Origin of the sequence: Pseudomonas sp. RGB, from assembly GCF_007713445.1 — a bacterium.
Taxonomy (GTDB): Bacteria; Pseudomonadota; Gammaproteobacteria; order Pseudomonadales; family Pseudomonadaceae; genus Aquipseudomonas.
Map to the genome: position 1 here is coordinate 533453 of NZ_VMSH01000001.1, position 18945 is coordinate 552397.

Annotated in this window: 16 protein-coding genes; 4 read left to right on the plus strand and 12 right to left on the minus strand. The window is 61.0% G+C overall.

Annotated features, from left to right (window positions below):
• Positions 1-20: 20 nt before the first annotated feature.
• From FPT15_RS02535 to FPT15_RS02565, 7 genes are all read right to left on the minus strand, one after another.
• Positions 21-917, minus strand: coding sequence for a response regulator (locus tag FPT15_RS02535; RefSeq protein WP_145158238.1), 897 nt, complete (start codon positions 915-917; stop codon positions 21-23).
• 168 nt (positions 918-1085) lie between these two features.
• Positions 1086-1847 carry a phosphate signaling complex protein PhoU gene (phoU, locus tag FPT15_RS02540; protein ID WP_053258703.1) on the minus strand — a complete coding sequence of 254 codons (762 nt, stop codon included), beginning with the start codon at positions 1845-1847 and terminating at the stop codon, positions 1086-1088.
• 111 nt (positions 1848-1958) lie between these two features.
• Positions 1959-2792 carry a phosphate ABC transporter ATP-binding protein PstB gene (pstB, locus tag FPT15_RS02545; protein WP_056860879.1) on the minus strand — a complete coding sequence of 278 codons (834 nt, stop codon included), beginning with the start codon at positions 2790-2792 and terminating at the stop codon, positions 1959-1961.
• Positions 2793-2970: 178 nt separating this feature from the next.
• Positions 2971-4641: a phosphate ABC transporter permease PstA gene (pstA, locus tag FPT15_RS02550; RefSeq protein WP_145158240.1), complete on the minus strand. Its 1671-nt coding sequence runs from the start codon at positions 4639-4641 to the stop codon at positions 2971-2973.
• Positions 4642-4656: 15 nt separating this feature from the next.
• Positions 4657-6690 (minus strand): ABC transporter permease subunit, encoded by a 2034-nt coding sequence (locus FPT15_RS02555; protein WP_177410060.1) that lies wholly within the window; start codon positions 6688-6690, stop codon positions 4657-4659.
• Between the two features lie 486 nt (positions 6691-7176).
• On the minus strand, positions 7177-8163 hold the full coding sequence (locus tag FPT15_RS02560) for a phosphate ABC transporter substrate-binding protein PstS (RefSeq protein ID WP_106575903.1): 987 nt from the start codon (positions 8161-8163) through the stop codon (positions 7177-7179).
• Between the two features lie 263 nt (positions 8164-8426).
• On the minus strand, positions 8427-9716 hold the full coding sequence (locus FPT15_RS02565) for an MFS transporter (RefSeq protein ID WP_145158243.1): 1290 nt from the start codon (positions 9714-9716) through the stop codon (positions 8427-8429).
• A 454-nt stretch (positions 9717-10170) separates the two neighbouring features.
• Here FPT15_RS02565 and FPT15_RS02570 point away from each other — a divergent pair, with 454 nt between their 5' ends.
• Entirely contained in the window at positions 10171-10575 is a 405-nt protein-coding gene (locus FPT15_RS02570; RefSeq protein WP_003176975.1) for an acyl-CoA thioesterase, read from the plus strand.
• Positions 10576-10632: 57 nt separating this feature from the next.
• A complete protein-coding gene (locus FPT15_RS02575; protein ID WP_145158246.1) occupies positions 10633-11532 on the plus strand; it encodes a D-hexose-6-phosphate mutarotase in 900 nt (299 codons plus the stop codon).
• 117 nt (positions 11533-11649) lie between these two features.
• Here the strand turns inward: FPT15_RS02575 and FPT15_RS02585 are convergent, their stop codons facing one another.
• The 5 genes from FPT15_RS02585 to FPT15_RS02605 all read right to left on the minus strand — a co-directional run bounded on the left by FPT15_RS02585 (position 11650) and on the right by FPT15_RS02605 (position 15460).
• Positions 11650-12186, minus strand: coding sequence for a DUF3299 domain-containing protein (locus FPT15_RS02585; RefSeq protein ID WP_145158249.1), 537 nt, complete (start codon positions 12184-12186; stop codon positions 11650-11652).
• A 77-nt stretch (positions 12187-12263) separates the two neighbouring features.
• Positions 12264-12509, minus strand: a complete 246-nt coding sequence (locus tag FPT15_RS02590; RefSeq protein ID WP_010168336.1) for a GlsB/YeaQ/YmgE family stress response membrane protein — start codon at positions 12507-12509, stop codon at positions 12264-12266.
• Positions 12510-12615: 106 nt separating this feature from the next.
• Positions 12616-13701, minus strand: a complete 1086-nt coding sequence (locus FPT15_RS02595; RefSeq protein ID WP_083356067.1) for a 5-(carboxyamino)imidazole ribonucleotide synthase — start codon at positions 13699-13701, stop codon at positions 12616-12618.
• A 12-nt stretch (positions 13702-13713) separates the two neighbouring features.
• On the minus strand, positions 13714-14205 hold the full coding sequence (purE, locus tag FPT15_RS02600) for a 5-(carboxyamino)imidazole ribonucleotide mutase (protein ID WP_003195648.1): 492 nt from the start codon (positions 14203-14205) through the stop codon (positions 13714-13716).
• Positions 14206-14536: 331 nt separating this feature from the next.
• The gene (locus FPT15_RS02605) at positions 14537-15460 is read right to left on the minus strand and encodes a LysR substrate-binding domain-containing protein (RefSeq protein WP_106575908.1); all 924 of its coding nucleotides are present in this window, start codon (positions 15458-15460) and stop codon (positions 14537-14539) included.
• Between the two features lie 182 nt (positions 15461-15642).
• Here FPT15_RS02605 and aspA point away from each other — a divergent pair, with 182 nt between their 5' ends.
• Both aspA and FPT15_RS02615 read left to right on the plus strand, forming a co-directional pair.
• Complete coding sequence (gene aspA, locus FPT15_RS02610; protein WP_025854459.1) at positions 15643-17067, plus strand: aspartate ammonia-lyase; 1425 nt, start codon at positions 15643-15645, stop codon at positions 17065-17067.
• Positions 17068-17460: 393 nt separating this feature from the next.
• Positions 17461-18912, plus strand: coding sequence for a sodium:alanine symporter family protein (locus FPT15_RS02615; protein ID WP_145158252.1), 1452 nt, complete (start codon positions 17461-17463; stop codon positions 18910-18912).
• Positions 18913-18945 lie beyond the last annotated feature (33 nt).

Consider the following 18945-nt stretch of genomic DNA (forward strand, 5'->3'; position numbering starts at 1 on the left):
GATTCCCGTTATGCAGTCAATCACGCACCCGGCACAAAGTGCTTCTGCGCCGTGCCGCGTGCGATCAGGCGGGAGATGTAGTCGAGTTTCTGCGCGTCCTGGTCGATAAACCGGAAGGTCAGTTGCAGCCAGTCGCTGTCGGGCTTGGGCTCGTAGGCGACGACGGCGTGCAGGTAGCCGTTGAGACGTGCCACTTCGGCGTTGTCGCCTTGCTCAAGGTCGAGCACCGCGCTTTCCAGTACCTGCGGCAGGACTTCACCGCGACGCACCACCAGCAGCGCTTCCTTGATGCTCAGCGCCTTGATCACGCATTGCTGAGTGCCGCTGGACAGGCGCAGCTGCCCTTGGCCACGGCCGCCGGCCGGCGCTGCCGCTGGCGTTTGCACCGGCGGGCTGTTGAGCAGGCCTTTGCTTGGCTCAGCCACCGGCGCCGGTTTGACGGCTTCAGGCTTGCCGCCGGTCAGGGCACTCAGGGAGTCGTTGCCGAAGGCCGAATTCATTTTGGTCGGCGCACTGGCGATCAGCGCGTCGAGGCGGCCGATCTTGTGCAGGGCCTGCTTGACCTTGTTCAGCAATTGCTCGTTGGTGAACGGCTTGCTGACGTAGCCGGAGACGCCGGCCTGAATGGCCTGCACCACATTTTCCTTGTCGCCACGGCTGGTCACCATCACAAACGGCATGGCTTTGAGATGGGCCTGCTCGCGGCACCAGGTCAGCAACTCCAGGCCCGACATCTCGGGCATTTCCCAGTCGCACAGCACCAGGTCGAAGGTCTCGCGCATCAGGATGGATTGCGCCTTTTTGCCGTTCACCGCATCTTCGATCTTGATCCCCGGAAAGTAGTTGCGCAGGCACTTCTTCACCAGGTCGCGGATAAACGAGGCGTCGTCCACCACCAATACACTGACTTTACTCATCGACCCTTCATCCTATAAAAACTTCGGCACGCAAAACGCCTGACTGATGGCATTTTGCCAAAACTCGCGATTCACAGAAGGACTTTATCGTTCCTGCCGCGCAAAAAATTCAGATGCCGCAAACGAAAACGCCCGACCAAAGGCCGGGCGTTAATTTCTCGGGCAACCTTACTTATCGTCAGATTCGCCCGGAACATTAGGGATTTGATCGGCCGTGCCTTCAACTTCGGCTTTCATGCGCTTGAGGCCCATGTGCCGCACGTCGGTACCGCGTACCAGGTAAATGACCAGTTCCGAGATATTGCGCGCGTGGTCGCCGATACGCTCCAGCGAACGCAGCACCCAGATGATGTTCAAGACCCGCGAGATAGAGCGCGGGTCTTCCATCATGTAGGTGGCCAGCTCGCGCAGTGCGGTCTTGTATTCGCGGTCGATGGTCTTGTCGTACTGCGCTACCGACAATGCCAGCTCGGCGTCGAAGCGCGCAAAAGCGTCGAGGGCATCGCGCACCATGTTGCGCACCTGGTCGCCGATGTGGCGCACTTCCACGTAGCCGCGCGGCGCTTCGCCTTCTTCGCACAACTGGATGGCGCGACGGGCGATCTTGGTGGCTTCGTCACCGATGCGCTCCAGGTCGATCACCGACTTGGAAATGCTGATGATCAAACGCAAGTCGGAGGCCGCCGGCTGGCGACGCGCCAGAATGCGCAGGCATTCTTCGTCGATGTTGCGTTCCATCTGGTTGATCTGGTCATCAATCTCACGCACCTGCTGGGCCAGGCCCGAGTCGGCCTCGATCAGCGCGGTGACGGCGTCGTTGACTTGCTTCTCCACCAGCCCGCCCATCGCCAGGAGGTGGCTGCGCACTTCCTCAAGCTCGGCGTTGAACTGCGCGGAGATGTGATGGGTAAGGCCTTCTTTGCTAATCATGGGTTTGCTCCGCAAAAGCTGTAAGCCGCAGGCTACAAGCTGCAAGCTGATGTGTGTCGTTGATCAAACTGCTTTTACTTGCCGCTTGAAACGTGCGGCGTGCAGCTGGGGCTAGCCATAGCGACCGGTGATGTAGTCTTCGGTCTGCTTCTTCGCCGGGTTGGTGAACAGGGTATCGGTGTCGCCAAATTCCACCAGCTTGCCCATGTACATGAACGCGGTGTAGTCGGAAACCCGCGCCGCCTGTTGCATGTTGTGGGTCACGATGACGATGGTGAACTTGGATTTGAGTTCGTAGATCAGCTCTTCGACTTTCAATGTGGAGATCGGGTCGAGTGCCGAGCACGGTTCGTCGAGCAGCAGTACTTCCGGCTCCACGGCGATGGTGCGGGCGATCACCAGACGTTGCTGCTGGCCGCCGGACAAACCGAGGGCCGACTCGTGCAGGCGGTCCTTGACCTCATCCCACAGTGCCGCGCCTTTGAGCGCCCATTCAACGGCCTCGTCGAGGATGCGTTTCTTGTTGATGCCCTGGATGCGCAGGCCGTAGACCACGTTTTCGTAGATGGTCTTGGGGAACGGGTTGGGCTTCTGGAACACCATGCCCACCCGGCGGCGCAGCTCGGCCACGTCCTCGCCCTTGCGGTAGATGTTGGTGCCGTAGAGGTTGATCGCGCCTTCTACACGGCAACCGTCGACCAGGTCGTTCATGCGGTTGAAGGTGCGCAGCAACGTCGACTTGCCACAGCCTGACGGGCCGATGAAGGCGGTCACGCGCTGCTTGGGGATGTTCATGCTGACGTCGAACAGCGCCTGCTTTTCACCGTAGTACAGGCTCAGGCCCGGCACTTCGATGGCCACGGTTTCCTGGGCCAGGCTCAGGCTCTGCTTGTCGCGCCCCAGGGCCGACATGTTGATGCCGTGGGTGTGGGTTTCGTGTTGCATGGGATGCTCCCTGTGCTACCAATTCGTTTGGTTGAACCGCCGGGGCGGTTTACTCAAAAATCTGTGTGTGACGCGATTAAGTGTGGGAGCTGGCTTGCCTGCGATGGCATCACCGCGGCGTACCTGTTCAACCGAGTTGCCTGCATCGCAGGCAAGCCAGCTCCCACATTGGGCCGTGTTAACTGTCCAGCGCCTTGTATTTTTCGCGCAGGTGGTTACGAATCCACACCGCCGACAAGTTGAGCGTGGCGATCACCAGCACCAGCAGCAAGGCGGTGGCGTACACCAGTGGCCGGGCGGCTTCGACGTTGGGGCTCTGGAAGCCGACGTCATAAATATGGAAGCCCAGGTGCATGATTTTCTGGTCCAGGTGCAGGTACGGGTAGTTGCCGTCCAGCGGCAGCGACGGCGCCAGTTTCACTACACCCACCAGCATCAGCGGCGCCACTTCACCGGCGGCGCGGGCCACGGCGAGGATCATGCCGGTCATCATCGCCGGGCTGGCCATCGGCAGCACGATCTTCCACAGCGTTTCCGCCTTGGTCGCGCCCAGTGCCAGCGAGCCTTCACGTACGGTGCGAGGAATCCGCGCCAGGCCTTCTTCGGTGGCCACAATCACCACCGGCACCGCCAGCAGCGCCAGGGTCAGCGAGGCCCAGAGCAGGCCCGGCGTACCGAACGTGGGTGCCGGCAGGGCTTCGGCGAAGAACAGACGGTCAACCGAGCCACCCAGCACATACACAAAGAAGCCCAGGCCGAACACACCGTAGACAATCGCCGGTACGCCCGCCAGGTTGTTCACCGCAATGCGGATAATCCGCGTCAGGGTGTTCTGCTTGGCGTATTCACGCAGGTACACCGCCGCCAGTACACCGAACGGCGTCACGATCATCGCCATGATCAGGGTCATCATCACGGTGCCGAAAATCGCCGGGAAGATCCCGCCTTCGGTGTTGGCTTCCCGTGGGTCATCGCTGAGGAATTCCCAGACCTTGCTGAAGTAGAAGCCGACCTTGGTCATCGTGCCCATGGCGTTCGGCTGGTAGGCGTGCACCACTTTGCCGATGCCGATTTCCACTTCTTTGCCGTTAGCGTCGCGCGCCGTCAAGCTGTCGCGGTTGAACTGGGTGTGCAGGTCCGCCAGGCGCGCTTCGATGTCCTTGTAGCGGTTGTTCAGTTCTGCGCGGCCCGAGTCCATATCAGCTTGGGCGGTAGCGTCGAGCTTGCCTTCCAGCTCCAGCTTGCGGCCGTGCAGGCGGATACGCTCCAGCCCGGCGTTGATCGCGCCGATGTCGGTTTTTTCCAGACTCTTGAGTTGCGCAGCCAGCTTGTTCACGCGGTCAACGCGGGCCTGCAGCTCCGGCCACGCGGCTTCGCCTTCGGCGATGACCTTGCCGTCCTGTTTGACGTTGACCAGGGTGCCGTAGAAGTTGCCCCACTCACGCCGCTCGATGGCCATCAGGTTGGCCGGCTTGGTCTGGTCCTTGAGCCACTCGCCGACGATCCAGGTGAAGTCGTTGCCGTTCAGGTCGCGGTTGCCGACCTTGATCAGCTCGCGGGTCATGAACTCCGGGCCCTGGTCGGGCACCGGCAGGCCAGCGCTTTTCAGGCGCTCGCGTGGCACTTCTTCCTTCTGCACCACTTCGCCGATGACGATATGGTTTTCCTGGCCCGGCACGTTGTAGTTGGCCTGGATCAGGTCGGCCGGCCAGAAGTGGCCCAGGCCACGCACGGCAATCACGGCCAGCAAACCAATGGTCATGATGACCGCGATGGACACCGCGCCACCGCTGATCCAGACGCCAGGGGCGCCGCTCTTGAACCATCCATTCAGGGAGTTCTGTTTCACAGACTTCTACCTTTCTTAAAGCGACGAGTATTTCTTGCGCAGACGCTGACGAATCAGCTCGGCGAGGGTGTTCATGATGAAGGTGAACAACAGCAGCACGAGCGCCGAGAGGAACAGCACGCGGTAGTGGCTGCCGCCGACTTCCGACTCGGGCATTTCCACCGCGACGTTAGCCGCCAGGGTGCGCAGGCCTTCGAACAGGTTCATCTCCATCACCGGGGTGTTACCGGTGGCCATCAACACGATCATGGTTTCACCGACCGCACGGCCCATGCCGATCATCAGCGCCGAGAAAATCCCCGGGCTGGCAGTCAGGATGACGACGCGGGTCATGGTCTGCCATGGCGTGGCGCCCAGGGCCAACGAGCCCAGGGTCAGGCCGCGCGGCACGCTGAACACGGCGTCTTCGGCGATGGAGTAGATGTTCGGGATCACCGCAAAACCCATGGCCAGGCCGACTACCAGAGCGTTGCGCTGGTCGTAGGTGATGCCCAGGTCGTGGGAGATCCACATGCGCATGTCGCCGCCAAAGAACCAGGTTTCCAGGTACGGGCTCATGTACAGCGAGAGCCAGCCCACAAACAGGATCACCGGGATCAGGATCGCGCTTTCCCAGCCATCGGGAACGCGCAGGCGGATCGACTCAGGCAGGCGACTGAAGACAAAACCGGCCACCAGAATGCCAATCGGCAGCAGCATCAACAGGCTGAAAATCCCCGGCAGGTGCCCTTCGACATACGGCGCCAGGAACAGGCCGGCGAAGAAGCCGAGGATCACCGTCGGCATCGCTTCCATCAGTTCGATCACCGGCTTGACCTTGCGGCGCAGGCTCGGGGCCATGAAGTAGGCGGTGTAGATCGCGGCGGCCACTGCCAGTGGTGCGGCCAGCAACATGGCGTAGAACGCGGCCTTCAGGGTACCGAAGGTCAGCGGCGCCAGGCTCATCTTGGGTTCGAAATCAGTGTTGGCGGCGGTCGATTGCCAGACGTATTTAGGCTCGTCGTAGTTTTCGTACCAGACCTTGCTCCACAACGCGCTCCAGGACACTTCCGGGTGCGGGTTGTCCAGCAGCAGCGGTTGCAGCTTGCCGCCCGCTTCGACGATGACGCGGTTGGCGCGTGGCGACAGGCCGAACACGCCTTGGCCATCGACCACCGGGTCGACCAGCAGCGTGCGGTGCGCGGTGCTGTGGAACACGCCGAACTTGCCGGATGCGTCGAGGGCGGTGAAGCCTTTGCGACGTTCTTCAGCGGTGATTTCAACGATAGGCGCGGTGCCCATCTGGAAGGTACGGATCTGTTTCAGGCGTTGCTCGCCGTCTGGGTCACGGGCCATGAACCACTGGGCCAGGCCGCCTTTGGAGTTACCCACGATCAGCGAGATACCACCCACCAGCTGAGTGCTGGCGGTGATTTCGGCGTTGCCGTCTTCGAGCAGTTTGTAGCGACCGTTGAGACTCTTGTCGCGCAGGCTGAAGACGTCGGCAAGGGCACGACCGTTGATCACGTACAGCCACTGCTGGCGTGGGTCGATGAATATAGCCTTAACCGGCTCGGTCATTTGCGGCAGCTCGATACGCTTCTGCTCGCTGGTGACTTCGCCAGTCATCATGTTTTCTTCGCGGCTCAGGCTCAGCACGTTCAAGTAGGAACCTGCGGAACCGGCAACGACCAGCGAGGAATCGGTGGCGTTAAGTGCGACGTGCTCCAGCGGGCGACCTTGCTCGTCGAGCACGATCGGCGTTTCGCCGTAAGGATATTCAATGGCCGGGGTGATGGTTTTCTTGCCGTCCGGGTAGGACACCTTATAAGTGTGGCGGAACACCAGGGACTGGCCATTCGACAAACCCAGGATCACCAGCGGGCTGCCCGGCTGGTCTTCACCAATGGACGCAACGCTGGCGCCTGCCGGCAGCGGCAAGTCGACACGCTTGAGTTCAGCCCCCGTGTCCACATCAAAGAACAGCGCCTGGCCCTTGTCGGAAACCCGCATGGCAACCTGGTTCTGCTCTTCGAGGGAGATCATCAACGGCTTGCCGGCGTCCTGCATCCAGGCGGGCGTCAGCGCATCTTCCTTGGTCAGCGAGGCGCCCTGGAACAGTGGCGCGACGACGTAGGCAAGAAAGAAGAAAATCAGGGTAATGGCGCCGAGGACGGCGAGGCCGCCGATCAACACGTACCAACGGGTCAGGCGATCCTTGAGCGCGCGAATGCGGCGCTTGCGTTGCAGCTCAGGCGTATTGAAATCAATGCGCTTGGGGGGAGAAGTCGTCGTCATGGTGGAATTGGCCAGATCATTCATGCGCACACCCTAGCGATCCTGTATGACAGAAAGATGACAATGCAGTGACGCAGCAAAGCCGCCGCGTAGCAGAGCTGGCAGCGGACTGAAAAATTAGGGGTGTAGACGGTTTAATGTGAGAGCGGGCTTGCCCGCGATGGCATCAATGCGGTCTCAACGCTACACCGCGTCGCCAGCATCGCGGGCAAGCCCGCTCCCACACAAAAGCATGCATCTACACCAGGTCTTGCAGGCTTAGTTGCCTTCTTTCAAACCCAGGTCAGCCAGGGCCTTGGCGGCCACTTTGGCTGGCAGCGGGATGTAGCCGTCTTTGACGACCACTTCCTGGCCCTGTTTGGACAGAACCAGCTTCACGAACTCAGCTTCCAGCGGAGCCAGAGGCTTGTTCGGAGCTTTGTTGACGTACACGTAGAGGAAGCGCGACAGCGGGTATTTGCCGTTCAGGGCGTTTTCTTCGCTGTCTTCGATGAAGTCAGTGCTGCCTTTCTTGGCCAGGGCCACGGTCTTCACGCTGGCGGTTTTGTAACCGATGCCCGAGTAACCGATGCCGTTCAGCGAGGAGCTGATCGACTGCACAACCGACGCCGAACCTGGTTGTTCGTTCACGTTAGGTTTGTAGTCGCCTTTGCACAGGGCTTCTTCCTTGAAGTAGCCGTAGGTGCCGGATACCGAGTTACGACCGAACAGTTGCACCGGCTTGTTGGCCAGGTCGCCGGTCACACCCAGGTCGCCCCAGGTTTTGACATCAGCTTTGGCGCCGCACAGACGCGTCGAGGAGAAGATCGCGTCGACTTGTTCCATGGTCAGGTGCTGGATCGGGTTGTCCTTGTGCACGAACACGGCCAGGGCATCCACAGCCACCGGGATAGCGGTTGGCTTGTAGCCGTATTTCTGCTCGAAGGCCGCCAGTTCGGTGTCCTTCATCTTGCGGCTCATCGGGCCCAGGTTGGAGGTGCCTTCAGTCAGCGCAGGCGGTGCAGTGGCGGAGCCGGCAGCCTGAATCTGGATGTTGACGTTCGGGTATTCCTTTTTATAGGACTCAGCCCACAGGGTCATCAGGTTAGCCAGGGTGTCGGAACCAACGCTGGACAGGTTGCCCGATACACCGGTGGTCTTGGCGTAAGCCGGAATTGCCGGGTCAACACCAGCGGCTACCGCGTTAGCGGTCGCAACGCCAGCAGCGACAAAAGTCATTGCCGCCATCAAACGTTTCAGTTTCATGCCTTGCTCCTAGCAGATAGGGATAGTTGGATCGGGGCCAAGTATCGGTAGGCCGTGTGAACACTCTATGTCCGCAATGTGACAATTAGATGAAAGGCCAGCATTTGTGAAAAACCTGACAGGAAGGGGAAAGATCAGTAAATCCGGGACTTGCGAGGAGGTTGAAGCGCATGAAGCGGTGTTTCAGAAATACTCTGTAATCGTTGGCCAACCACAAACCCTGTGGCGAGCGAATGCCCTCGCCACAGCGTCATTGCAGGGTTTTAGCGCCCGCGCTTCCACAGGTAGCCACCCACCAGCATCCCCATCACACACAGCACGGCGACATAGTAGGCCGGGCCCATCGGGCTTTCCTTCATCAGCAGCGACACCGCCAGCGGCGTCAAACCACCAAACACGGCGTAGGCGACGTTGTAGGAGAACGACAACCCGCTGAAACGCACCACCGGCGGGAAGGCTTTCACCATCACGTAAGGCACCACGCCGATCACCCCGACAAACAGCCCGGTCAGGGTGTACAGCGGGAAAAGCCAGTTCGGGTGATCGATCAGGCTGTGGTACAGCGTCCACGACGTTGCCAACAGCAACAGGCAACCGATGACCAGCACGCGGCCAGCGCCAAAACGATCAGCCAGGGCGCCGGAAGCGATGCAGCCCAGGCTCAGGGTCACGATGGCCAGGCTGTTGGCTTGCAATGCGATGGTCGGGCTGAAGTGGTAGACGGTTTGCAGCACGGTCGGGGTCATCAGGATGACCACGACAACACCGGCCGACAGCAACCAGGTCAACAGCATCGACAGCACGATGGCGCCACGGTGGTCGCGCAATACCGCGCGCAATGGCAGCTCGGCGGCCAAGGTTTTGCGCTGCTGCATTTCGGCGAAGATCGGCGTTTCATGCAGCCAGCGGCGCAGGTACACCGAGAGCAGGCCAAACACGCCGCCCAGCAGGAACGGGATACGCCAGGCGTAATCGGACACTTGTTCCGGGCTGTAGAGCGTGTTGATGGCGGTGGCCACCAGCGACCCCAACAGGATGCCGGCGGTGAGGCCGCTGGTCAGGGTGCCGCAGGCATAGCCGATGTGGCGCGGCGGTACGTGTTCAGAGACAAACACCCAGGCGCCCGGTACTTCGCCGCCGATGGCCGCGCCCTGGATGACGCGCATCAACAGCAGCAGAAGCGGCGCCCACAGGCCGATCTGCGCGTAGGTCGGCAGCAGGCCCATGATCAGGGTCGGCACGGCCATCATGAAGATGCTCAACGTGAACATCTTCTTGCGGCCGAGCAGGTCGCCAAAGTGCGCCATGATGATGCCGCCCAACGGACGAGCCAGGTAGCCGGCGGCGAAGATGCCGAAGGTCTGCATCATGCGCAGCCATTCCGGCATATCGACGGGGAAAAACAGTTTCCCGACCACCGTGGCGAAAAACACGAAAATGATGAAGTCGTAAAATTCCAGCGCCCCGCCCAAGGCAGACAGCGACAGGGTTTTGTAGTCGTTGCGGGTCAGCGGGCGCGACGGTTGCGCGCTGCTTGCGGGCACGGAGGACATGGCAAGGCTTCTCTTATAGTAATGACGGCAAGCCCGGGACTTGCGGCGGGTCTGGCAAGATAGCAAATCGCTTGAAAAAGCACAGCGCCCACCGAATAACACTTTGCAGGCGCGCGTTATTCCCCGTTTCTTCCCTTTATTAGCCATCAGAAGCACAGTTGCGGGAAAAAGCCGCATTACAGCCAGGATTTGCCGACCAAATGAGCGCCGGGAGGTCGTCGTGGCGCCAGCGTGTCGATATACTCGGCCCCTGCAAGCGCAAGAACCCCAGTCTTGAGGGGCTGCTGTGCCAAAACGCCGTTGGGTGCCATCCAGCCGATTTGGCAGAGTTTCCCTTTAGTACGCCTTACGAGAAACGCATCGAGCGGTGTATGTTGGTGCTGAAACGTTTTTCCAGAGACGGCTATCCACTTGAAATACCCATGAAGCGTCACGGGTCAGAGGCACCCTCGGCATGATCGAACTCGAACAAGAAGATCCTATCCCGCAAGGCGATCTCGCCCTGCAAATCACCGCACTCCCGCGTGAAACCAACGGTTTTGGCGATATCTTCGGCGGCTGGCTGGTCGCGCAGATGGACCTGGCCGGCACCGCCATGGCCAGCAAAGTGGCCGGCGGACGTGTCGCCACGGTGGCGATCGATCGCATGGCGTTCCTGGTGCCGGTGGCGGTCGGCGCGCAATTGTCCTTCTATACCCAGGCCCTGGAAATCGGCCGCAGTTCGATCCAGATGATGGTCGAGGTGTGGAGCGACGACCCGCTGTCCAGCGAATGGCGCAAGGTGACCGAGGCGGTATTTGTGTTTGTCGCCATCGACGGCAGTGGCCGTACCCGCTCGGTGCCATCGCGCGCGCGTTAAACATCGCCGGGTTTTGACGGTCAATTGCCCCATTGCCTGCCATTAGAGAGCACTGCTATGCCTACGCCCCACGTTGAAACCGTGAAAATCGACGAGCTGGACTGTTGGCGCGTCCGCCACAACGGCGCCGAAGTGATGGTGGCCCAACAGGGCGCGCACATCTTCAGTTACCAGCGCCAGGGCGAGCAGCCAGTGATCTGGCCGAACCCTGAGGCGGTGTTCAAGCAGGGCAAAGGCATTCGTACCGGCGTGCCGGTGTGCTGGCCATGGTTTGGCGTATTCGACCGCAACCCGCAAAGCGTGAAGGCGATGCGCCAAAGTGACCAACCCGCGGGTGCCCATGGTTTTGTGCGCACGGCACTGTGGGAATTGGCTGCGACCGAACTCGAAGGCGAGGCATTGCGCGTCGACCTGGTATTGCCGGTGCCGGCGGGCGGCTTTCCCGGCTGGCCGCATCAGGTCGACCTGAAGCTGAGCCTGCTGCTGGACGATCAACTGCATATCCGCCTGACCAGCCACAACCGTGGCAGCGACACCGTAACCCTCAGCCAGGCGCTGCACACCTATTTTGCCGTGAGCGACGTGCGCAATGTGCAGGTCGAAGGCCTGGACGGGCTGGGCTATATCGACACCGCCGACGGCTGGAGCCACAAACAGCAATCCGGCCTGCTGCACTTCAGCGCCGAGACCGACCGCATCTACCTGAATACTCCGGCGCAGTTGAGCATTGTCGATAAAGACTGGCAGCGTCGTCTCCAGCTCACCAGCCAAGGTTCGAACTCGACCGTGATCTGGAACCCGTGGACCGAACGCGCCAAGGCGTTCGACGACATGGCCGACGATGGCTGGCAGGGCATGCTGTGCATCGAAACGGCGAATGTGCTGGATGATGTGGTGAGTTTGGCGCCAGGTGAAAGCCATACGCTTGGCGTAAGCATCACCCGTCTCGCCCTGTAAACGGCGATCAAAATGTGGGAGCTGGCTTGCCTGCGATAGCATCACCGCGGTGTATCAGTCACACCAAGGTGATTGCATCGCTGGCAAGCCAGCTCCCACACTGATTTGTGTTGTGGCTTAGAGATCGGACTCTTTGACCGCCCGCACCTTCCCCGCATCCAGCGCATACGCCGCATCCGCCAAATCGTTATTGACCTTCTCCACCTTCAGCGTGCCGGTAACCCACAGCGGCGTGTAGATGTCATACAGCTTCAACCCCTTGGGATAACGCACCAGCACCAACTGGTTGGGCGGCGGAGGCGGCACGTGGATGCAGGCGCCTGGGTACGGCACCAAAAAGAACAGCGTGCTGCGGCCCTTGGCGTCGGTTTCCAGGGGTACCGGGTAGCCGCCGATGCGGATGTTCTTGCCATTCATGGCGGCCACGGTCTTGGTCGAATACATCACCGCCGGCAAGCCTTTGCTTTGCTTGAGGCCACCTTTGTCGGTGAACGTGCCTTGGGCTTCGGGGGAGTTGTGGTCGATCTCGGGCATGGCTTCGAGGGCTTTCTGGTCCGACAGCGGCATCAGGTCGAGCCAGTCGGTTTCCGGCAGTTCGCCAGCGTGCGCCAGGCCAGAGCCCAGCAAGAGGAGAGTCAACAGAAGACGGCGCATGGTGAGGCTCGGCAAGTACAGGTGGCGAGCATTCTAGCCCTCTGCGCCTGCGCAGCGCAGAGGGCTTTGTCGCTTAATTACTTTTTACGCAGCAGACCGTAGATCACCAGCAGCACGATGGCGCCGATCAGCGCACCGATAAAGCCTGCGCCTTGACCTGCCTGGTAGATGCCCAGGGCCTGACCACCGTAGGTGGCGACCAGAGAACCTGCGATACCCAGCAGGATGGTCATGATCCAGCCCATGCTGTCGTCGCCTGGCTTGAGGAAACGCGCCAGCAGGCCGACGATCAAGCCGATAAAGATGGTTCCGATGATACCCATGGCATTTCCCTCTGATTGAATGTGAGTCATGCCAAAGCCTAGTCAGGCTTTGCCATCCTGCAATCAGAGAGACGGCGGTGACCAATGGTTCCCGCCGATCCTCAGGTTATTGCTCGGCGATCAGCGCTTCGACCTTGAGGATCTGGGCTTGCAGCGTCGCACGGTCTTTGCAGCGCAGGTTGGCGTGGCCGACCTTGCGTCCAGCCTTGAAGGCCTTGCCGTAGTGATGCAGATGGCAATCATCGATCGCGATCACGCGCTCAACCGGCGGCACAACGCCGATGAAGTTGAGCATGGCGCTTTCGCCGACCTTGGCCGTGGAGCCCAGCGGCAAGCCCGCCACCGCCCGCAGGTGGTTTTCGAACTGGCTGCACTCGGCGCCTTCGGTGGTCCAGTGCCCGGAGTTGTGCACACGCGGCGCGATTTCGTTGGCCTTGAGGCCACCGTCGACTTCAAAGAACTCGAACGCCATCACACCGACATAATCCAGCTGCTTGAGCACACGGCTGGAATAGTCTTCGGCGAGAGCCTGCAACGGGTGATCGGTGCTGGCCACGGACAGCTTGAGGATGCCGCTGTCGTGGGTGTTGTGCACCAACGGGTAGAAGCGGGTTTCGCCATCACGGGCACGCACGGCGATCAGCGAGACTTCGCCGGTGAAGGGCACGAAGCCTTCCAGCAGGCAGGCGACGCTGCCCAGCTCGGCGAAGGTGCCGACCACATCGGCAGCGGTACGCAGCACTTTCTGGCCCTTACCGTCGTAACCCAGGGTGCGGGTTTTCAACACGGCCGGCAGGCCGATGCTGGCAACGGCAGCGTCCAGGTCCGCCTGGGACTGGATGTCGGCGAAGGCCGGCGTCGGGATGCCCAGGTCCTTGAACATGCTCTTCTCGAACCAGCGGTCGCGAGCGATGCGCAAGGCTTCGGCGCTCGGGTACACCGGCACGAACTGCGACAGGAAGGCCACGGTTTCGGCCGGAACGCTTTCGAATTCGAAGGTTACCAGGTCGACTTCATCGGCCAGTTGGCGCAGGTGATCCGGGTCGCTGTAGTCAGCCCGCAGGTGTTCACCGAGGGCCGCCGCGCAAGCGTCCGGTGCCGGGTCCAGGAAAGCGAAGTTCATCCCCAGCGGGGTTCCCGCCAAGGCCAGCATGCGGCCCAGTTGGCCGCCACCGATTACACCGATTTTCATCAATCAATAACCTCAGGCGATGCGTGGGTCTGGATTGTCCAGCACGCTGTCTGTCTGCTCAGCACGGAATTTTTTCAGCACCGCATGGAACTGCGGGTGCTTGGCGCCCAGGATGCTGGCAGACAGCAAAGCGGCGTTGATCGCGCCGGCCTTGCCGATCGCCAGGGTGGCCACCGGGATACCGGCGGGCATCTGCACGATGGACAACAGCGAATCCACGCCCGAGAGCATCGACGACTGCACCGGCACACCGAGCACCGGCAGGTGGGTCTTGGCCGCACACATGCCTGGCAGGTGCGCCGCACCGCCGGCACCGGCGATGATCACCTCGATGCCACGGGATTCTGCTTCATCGGCATACTGGAACAGCAAATCCGGGGTGCGGTGGGCAGAGACCACTTTCACTTCATACGGAATGCCGAGTTTTTCCAGCATATCGGCGGTGTGGCTAAGGGTGGACCAATCGGACTTGGAGCCCATGATCACGCCAACCAATGCACTCATCGTCGTGCCTCTTCTCTCTGGGCGCCCGCAGGCGCGTCAAAAAACAACAAGCCACGCAGGAAATCCGGCGTGGCTTGTTGTACGAAATTTGGCCGGTTGGACCGGCCGAAGGCCGCGCAGTATACCGTAATAATCCAGATAAACAGCCCCTGGAATGACCATCTGTCCAGTGGCGCAAACCAGCGGTTTTATTGACTTTCAGGTCAGCGAAAACACTACCGATAAACCATGGAAACTGGATCAATGCGGGAGCTGGCTTGCCTGCGATAGCATCACCTGAATATGCCCGATGTACCGAGGCGTCTGCATCGCAGGCAAGCCAGCTCCCACACTAACCGCGTTCAACTGGAGGGGACTGCGCCGCCCCACCTTCCAACTTGCGCCACAACAACCGTACGTTGGCCTTGCGCACCAACGCGCAGCGATACAAACGAATCTCCAACGGCACATGCCATTGCGGCCCGCCGCACACCACCAGTTCGCCCCGCGCCAGTTCGGCACGCACACTCAGTTGCGGCACCCAGGCAATGCCCAGCCCTTCCAGCGCCATGCTTTTGAGGCTATCGGCCATGGCGGTTTCGTAGATGGTGGTAAAGCGCAGGGAGCGCTGGCGCAACAGCAGGTTTACCGAGCGCCCCAGGAATGCTCCGGCGCTGTAGGCCAGTAACGGCACACTGCCCTCGCCTTCCAGGTCAAACAGCGGCTTGCCGTCGGCATCGGCGGCGCACACCGGGAGCATTTCGGTGTTGCCCAAGTGCAGCGACGGGAAGATTTCCGGGTCCATTTGCATGGCCGCGTCCGGGTCGTAGAACGCCAGCATCAAATCGCAACCGCCTTCGCGCAGCGCATGCACCGCGTCGCCGACGTTGGTGGCAACCAGCCGCGTGGCAATGTTCAGGCCTTCATTGCGCAGTTGCGCGATCCAGCGCGGGAAGAAGCCCAGCGCCAGGGAATGCGCTGCCGCCACTTGCATGACCTCGCCCTGCCCGCCTTCCAGATGATGCAAATGGCGCAACACTTCGCCGAGCTGCTCGACCACCGTGCGCGCGGTGACCAGAAACAGCTGCCCCGCCGCCGTCAGTTCGACGGGCGTGCGCGAGCGGTTGACCAGGGTCAGGCCCAGCGCGGCTTCCAGGCTGCGAATACGCCGGCTGAAGGCCGGCTGGGTGACAAAGCGCCGTTCCGCCGCCTGGGAAAAGCTGCGGGTCGCCGCCAAGGCGCTGAAGTCTTCCAGCCATTTGCTCTCAAGGTTCATCACTTCCTCCCACGGGTACGCACCATTTTGGCACGCACGCCCGCCATGATAACCGGGTCACACCGACATTATGCCGTTTGTGCATAGGCCAGTGTTTAACAGCATTGGCCCAAAAACTCCCACAAGCCTAGCATTCGCAGCGTTCCGGCCAGTTCCGGGTCCATATCGAGATGATTTCCGTCATGTCCTCCGCTGCATCATTCCGCACAGAAAAAGACCTGCTTGGCGTACTCGAAGTACCTGCTCAAGCGTATTACGGCATCCAGACCCTGCGAGCGGTGAACAACTTCCGCCTCTCGGGCGTTCCGATTTCGCATTACCCGAAATTGGTGGTCGGCCTGGCAATGGTCAAGCAAGCAGCCGCTGACGCCAACCGCGAGTTGGGCCAGCTCAGCGAAGCCAAGCACGCTGCCATCAGCGAAGCCTGTGCCCGTCTGATCCGCGGCGATTTCCACGAAGAGTTCGTGGTGGACATGATTCAAGGCGGCGCCGGCACTTCAACCAACATGAATGCCAACGAAGTCATCGCCAACATCGCGTTGGAGGCCATGGGCCACAACAAGGGCGAATATCAGTACCTGCACCCTAACAACGACGTGAACATGGCGCAGTCGACCAACGACGCCTACCCGACCGCGATCCGCCTGGGTCTGCTGCTGGGCCACGACGCACTGCTGGCCAGCCTCGACAGCCTGATCCAGGCGTTCGCCGCCAAAGGCGTCGAATTCAGCCACGTGCTGAAAATGGGCCGCACCCAACTGCAAGACGCCGTGCCGATGACCCTCGGCCAGGAATTCCGTGCCTTCGCCACCACCCTGGGTGAAGACCTGGCCCGCCTGAAAACCCTGGCGCCAGAGCTGTTGACCGAAGTGAACCTGGGCGGCACCGCCATCGGCACCGGCATCAACGCCGACCCGCGTTACCAGGCCCTGGCCGTACAACGCCTGGCCGTTATCAGCGGCCAGCCAGTGGTCCCGGCTGCCGACTTGATCGAAGCCACCTCCGACATGGGCGCCTTCGTGCTGTTCTCCGGCATGCTCAAGCGTACCGCGGTGAAGCTGTCGAAGATCTGCAACGACCTGCGCCTGCTGTCCAGCGGCCCACGCACCGGCATCAACGAGATCAACTTGCCGGCGCGCCAGCCAGGCAGCTCGATCATGCCCGGCAAGGTCAACCCGGTTATCCCGGAAGCCGTGAACCAGGTGGCGTTCCAGGTAATCGGCAACGATTTGGCCCTGACCATGGCAGCCGAAGGCGGCCAACTGCAGCTGAACGTGATGGAGCCGCTGATCGCCTTCAAGATCTTCGACTCGATCCGCCTGCTGCAACGCGCCATGGACATGCTGCGCGAACACTGCATCGTCGGCATCACCGCCAACGAAGCGCGTTGCCGCGAACTGGTGGAGCACTCCATCGGCCTGGTGACCGCGCTGAACCCGTACATCGGCTATGAAAACGCCACCCGCATTGCGCGTATCGCCCTTGAAAGCGGCCGCGGCGTGCTGGAACTGGTGCGCGAAGAAGGCTTGCTCGACGATGCCATGCTCGACGACATCCTGCGCCCCGAAAACATGATTGCCCCACGTCTGGTCCCGCTGAAGGCCTGACGGTTGTTGCACTGCTCACCAGGTTGAGGGACTAGACACCTCTCACCTTTTGAGGGCCTGAAGGCTCGTTCTTCAGGCCCTTTTTTTTGCCTCAAGGTTGTGAAATGACGCCCATAAAAAATCCAATATCGCCCTGCAAACCCTCCTTGCCTGCAACAGCTTGGCTGAAACCTTTAATCGCCCCGTGCAGACGGATCACGCGCTCCTAGGTATAGTGCCGCCCCTCTTCGCGTCAGAGATTGTCGGTAACGAGGTCCTGGACAGCGCGAAACCGCATGAATAACAACACCCGCAAAAGGATTGGGGTCGAAGCGTCGTGCACTGCCTGGTGCCGAGCGATGCGTCGCACCGTCCTGCGTTTTTGCCATTAGAAAAATCAGCGAGGAACACTCCATGCTCGAAGTCATCAACGACTTCCTCTCAGGGAAAGTACTGATCGTGCTCATTGTCGGGCTCGGCGGCTATTTCACGATTCGCTCGCGTTTCGTTCAGTTGCGCCACTTTTTCCACATGTTCTCGGTGTTCAAAGACAGCCTGAAGAGCAGCTCCGGCCAGCTCAGCTCGTTCCAGGCGCTGATGCTCAGCCTGGCCGGCCGTGTGGGTGCCGGTAACATCGCAGGCGTCGGTATCGCCGTGACGCTGGGTGGCCCCGGTGCCGTGTTCTGGATGTGGGTCACCGCGCTGGTGGGCATGTCCTCGAGCTTTATCGAGTGCTCCCTCGGCCAGCTGTACAAGCGCACCGACGCTGAAGGCACCTACCGTGGCGGCCCGGCCTACTACATTCAGCACGGCCTGCAGAAGCGCTGGCTGGGTATGGTCATGGCGTTCCTGTTGCTGGTGACCTTCGGTTTCGCCTTCAACGGCCTGCAAGCCCACGCTGTGACCCACTCGCTGAACAACGCGTTCGGCCTGGACACCACCTACACAGGCCTCGCGCTGGCGGTATTGCTGGGCCTGGTATTCATCGGCGGGATCAAGCGTATCGCCTCGATCGCCGACCTGCTGGTGCCGGTCAAGACGCTGGTCTACATCGCCGTGACCCTGTACGTGATCGTGCTGCAATTCGACCACGTGCCGGCCATGCTCGCGACCATCGTCAAGAGCGCCTTCGGCCTCGACCAGGCCTTCGGTGGCCTGGTGGGCAGCGCGATCATCATGGGTGTGAAGCGCGGCGTGTTCGCCAACGAAGCCGGTTTGGGCAGTGCGCCTAACGTGGCGGCAGTGGCCTCGGTAGAACACCCGATCGCCCAGGGTGTGGTGCAAGCGTTCAGCGTGTTCCTGGACACCTTCGTGATCTGCACCTGCACCGCGTTGCTGATCCTGCTCTCCGGTTTCTACACCCCGGGCTTTGAAGGCGACGGCATTGCCCTGACCCAGAACTCCCTGGCGGCGGTCGTCGGCGACTGGGGCCGGATGTTCATCTCGGTGGCCCTGGCGTTGTTCGTGTTCACCTCGATCATGTACAACTACTACCTCGGCGAGAGCAACCTGCGCTTCATCGTGGGCGACAACCGCAAAGTGCTGATGGGCTACCGCGCGCTGGTGCTGGTGCTGATTTTCTGGGGTTCCATCGAGAACCTCGGCACCGTGTTCGCCTTCGCCGACATCACCATGACCTTGCTGGCGTTCGTCAACCTGTTCGCCCTGGCGTTCCTGTTCAAGATCGCCATGCGCATCCTGAACGACTACGACGGCCAGCGCGCGGCGGGCATCAAGACGCCGGTGTTCGACTCCAGCCAGTTCCCTGACCTGGACCTGGACCGCAAGGCCTGGCCTGCGAACCCGGTGAAGCCTGAGCCTGGCGCTCAAGCCTCGGCTGAACTGAACGCTCAAGCGCCACGCTGAGCGCAGCAAGCCTAGATAGATGACACGCCGCCC

Excerpts from the sequence above, each read along its gene's own strand:
- FPT15_RS02560 (WP_106575903.1), bottom strand. The coding sequence starts at position 8,163 with ATGAAACTGAAACGTTTGATGGCGGCAATGACTTTTGTCGCTGCTGGC.
- FPT15_RS02575 (WP_145158246.1), top strand. The coding sequence starts at position 10,633 with ATGCCTACGCCCCACGTTGAAACCGTGAAAATCGACGAGCTGGACTGT.
- purE (WP_003195648.1), bottom strand. The coding sequence starts at position 14,205 with ATGAGTGCATTGGTTGGCGTGATCATGGGCTCCAAGTCCGATTGGTCC.
- FPT15_RS02615 (WP_145158252.1), top strand. The coding sequence starts at position 17,461 with ATGCTCGAAGTCATCAACGACTTCCTCTCAGGGAAAGTACTGATCGTG.
- FPT15_RS02595 (WP_083356067.1), bottom strand. The coding sequence starts at position 13,701 with ATGAAAATCGGTGTAATCGGTGGCGGCCAACTGGGCCGCATGCTGGCC.
- FPT15_RS02570 (WP_003176975.1), top strand. The coding sequence starts at position 10,171 with ATGATCGAACTCGAACAAGAAGATCCTATCCCGCAAGGCGATCTCGCC.
- aspA (WP_025854459.1), top strand. The coding sequence starts at position 15,643 with ATGTCCTCCGCTGCATCATTCCGCACAGAAAAAGACCTGCTTGGCGTA.
- FPT15_RS02555 (WP_177410060.1), bottom strand. The coding sequence starts at position 6,690 with ATGCAGGACGCCGGCAAGCCGTTGATGATCTCCCTCGAAGAGCAGAAC.
- pstB (WP_056860879.1), bottom strand. The coding sequence starts at position 2,792 with ATGCAACACGAAACCCACACCCACGGCATCAACATGTCGGCCCTGGGG.
- FPT15_RS02565 (WP_145158243.1), bottom strand. The coding sequence starts at position 9,716 with ATGTCCTCCGTGCCCGCAAGCAGCGCGCAACCGTCGCGCCCGCTGACC.
- FPT15_RS02585 (WP_145158249.1), bottom strand. The coding sequence starts at position 12,186 with ATGCGCCGTCTTCTGTTGACTCTCCTCTTGCTGGGCTCTGGCCTGGCG.
- FPT15_RS02605 (WP_106575908.1), bottom strand. The coding sequence starts at position 15,460 with ATGAACCTTGAGAGCAAATGGCTGGAAGACTTCAGCGCCTTGGCGGCG.
- FPT15_RS02535 (WP_145158238.1), bottom strand. The coding sequence starts at position 917 with ATGAGTAAAGTCAGTGTATTGGTGGTGGACGACGCCTCGTTTATCCGC.
- phoU (WP_053258703.1), bottom strand. The coding sequence starts at position 1,847 with ATGATTAGCAAAGAAGGCCTTACCCATCACATCTCCGCGCAGTTCAAC.
- FPT15_RS02590 (WP_010168336.1), bottom strand. The coding sequence starts at position 12,509 with ATGGGTATCATCGGAACCATCTTTATCGGCTTGATCGTCGGCCTGCTG.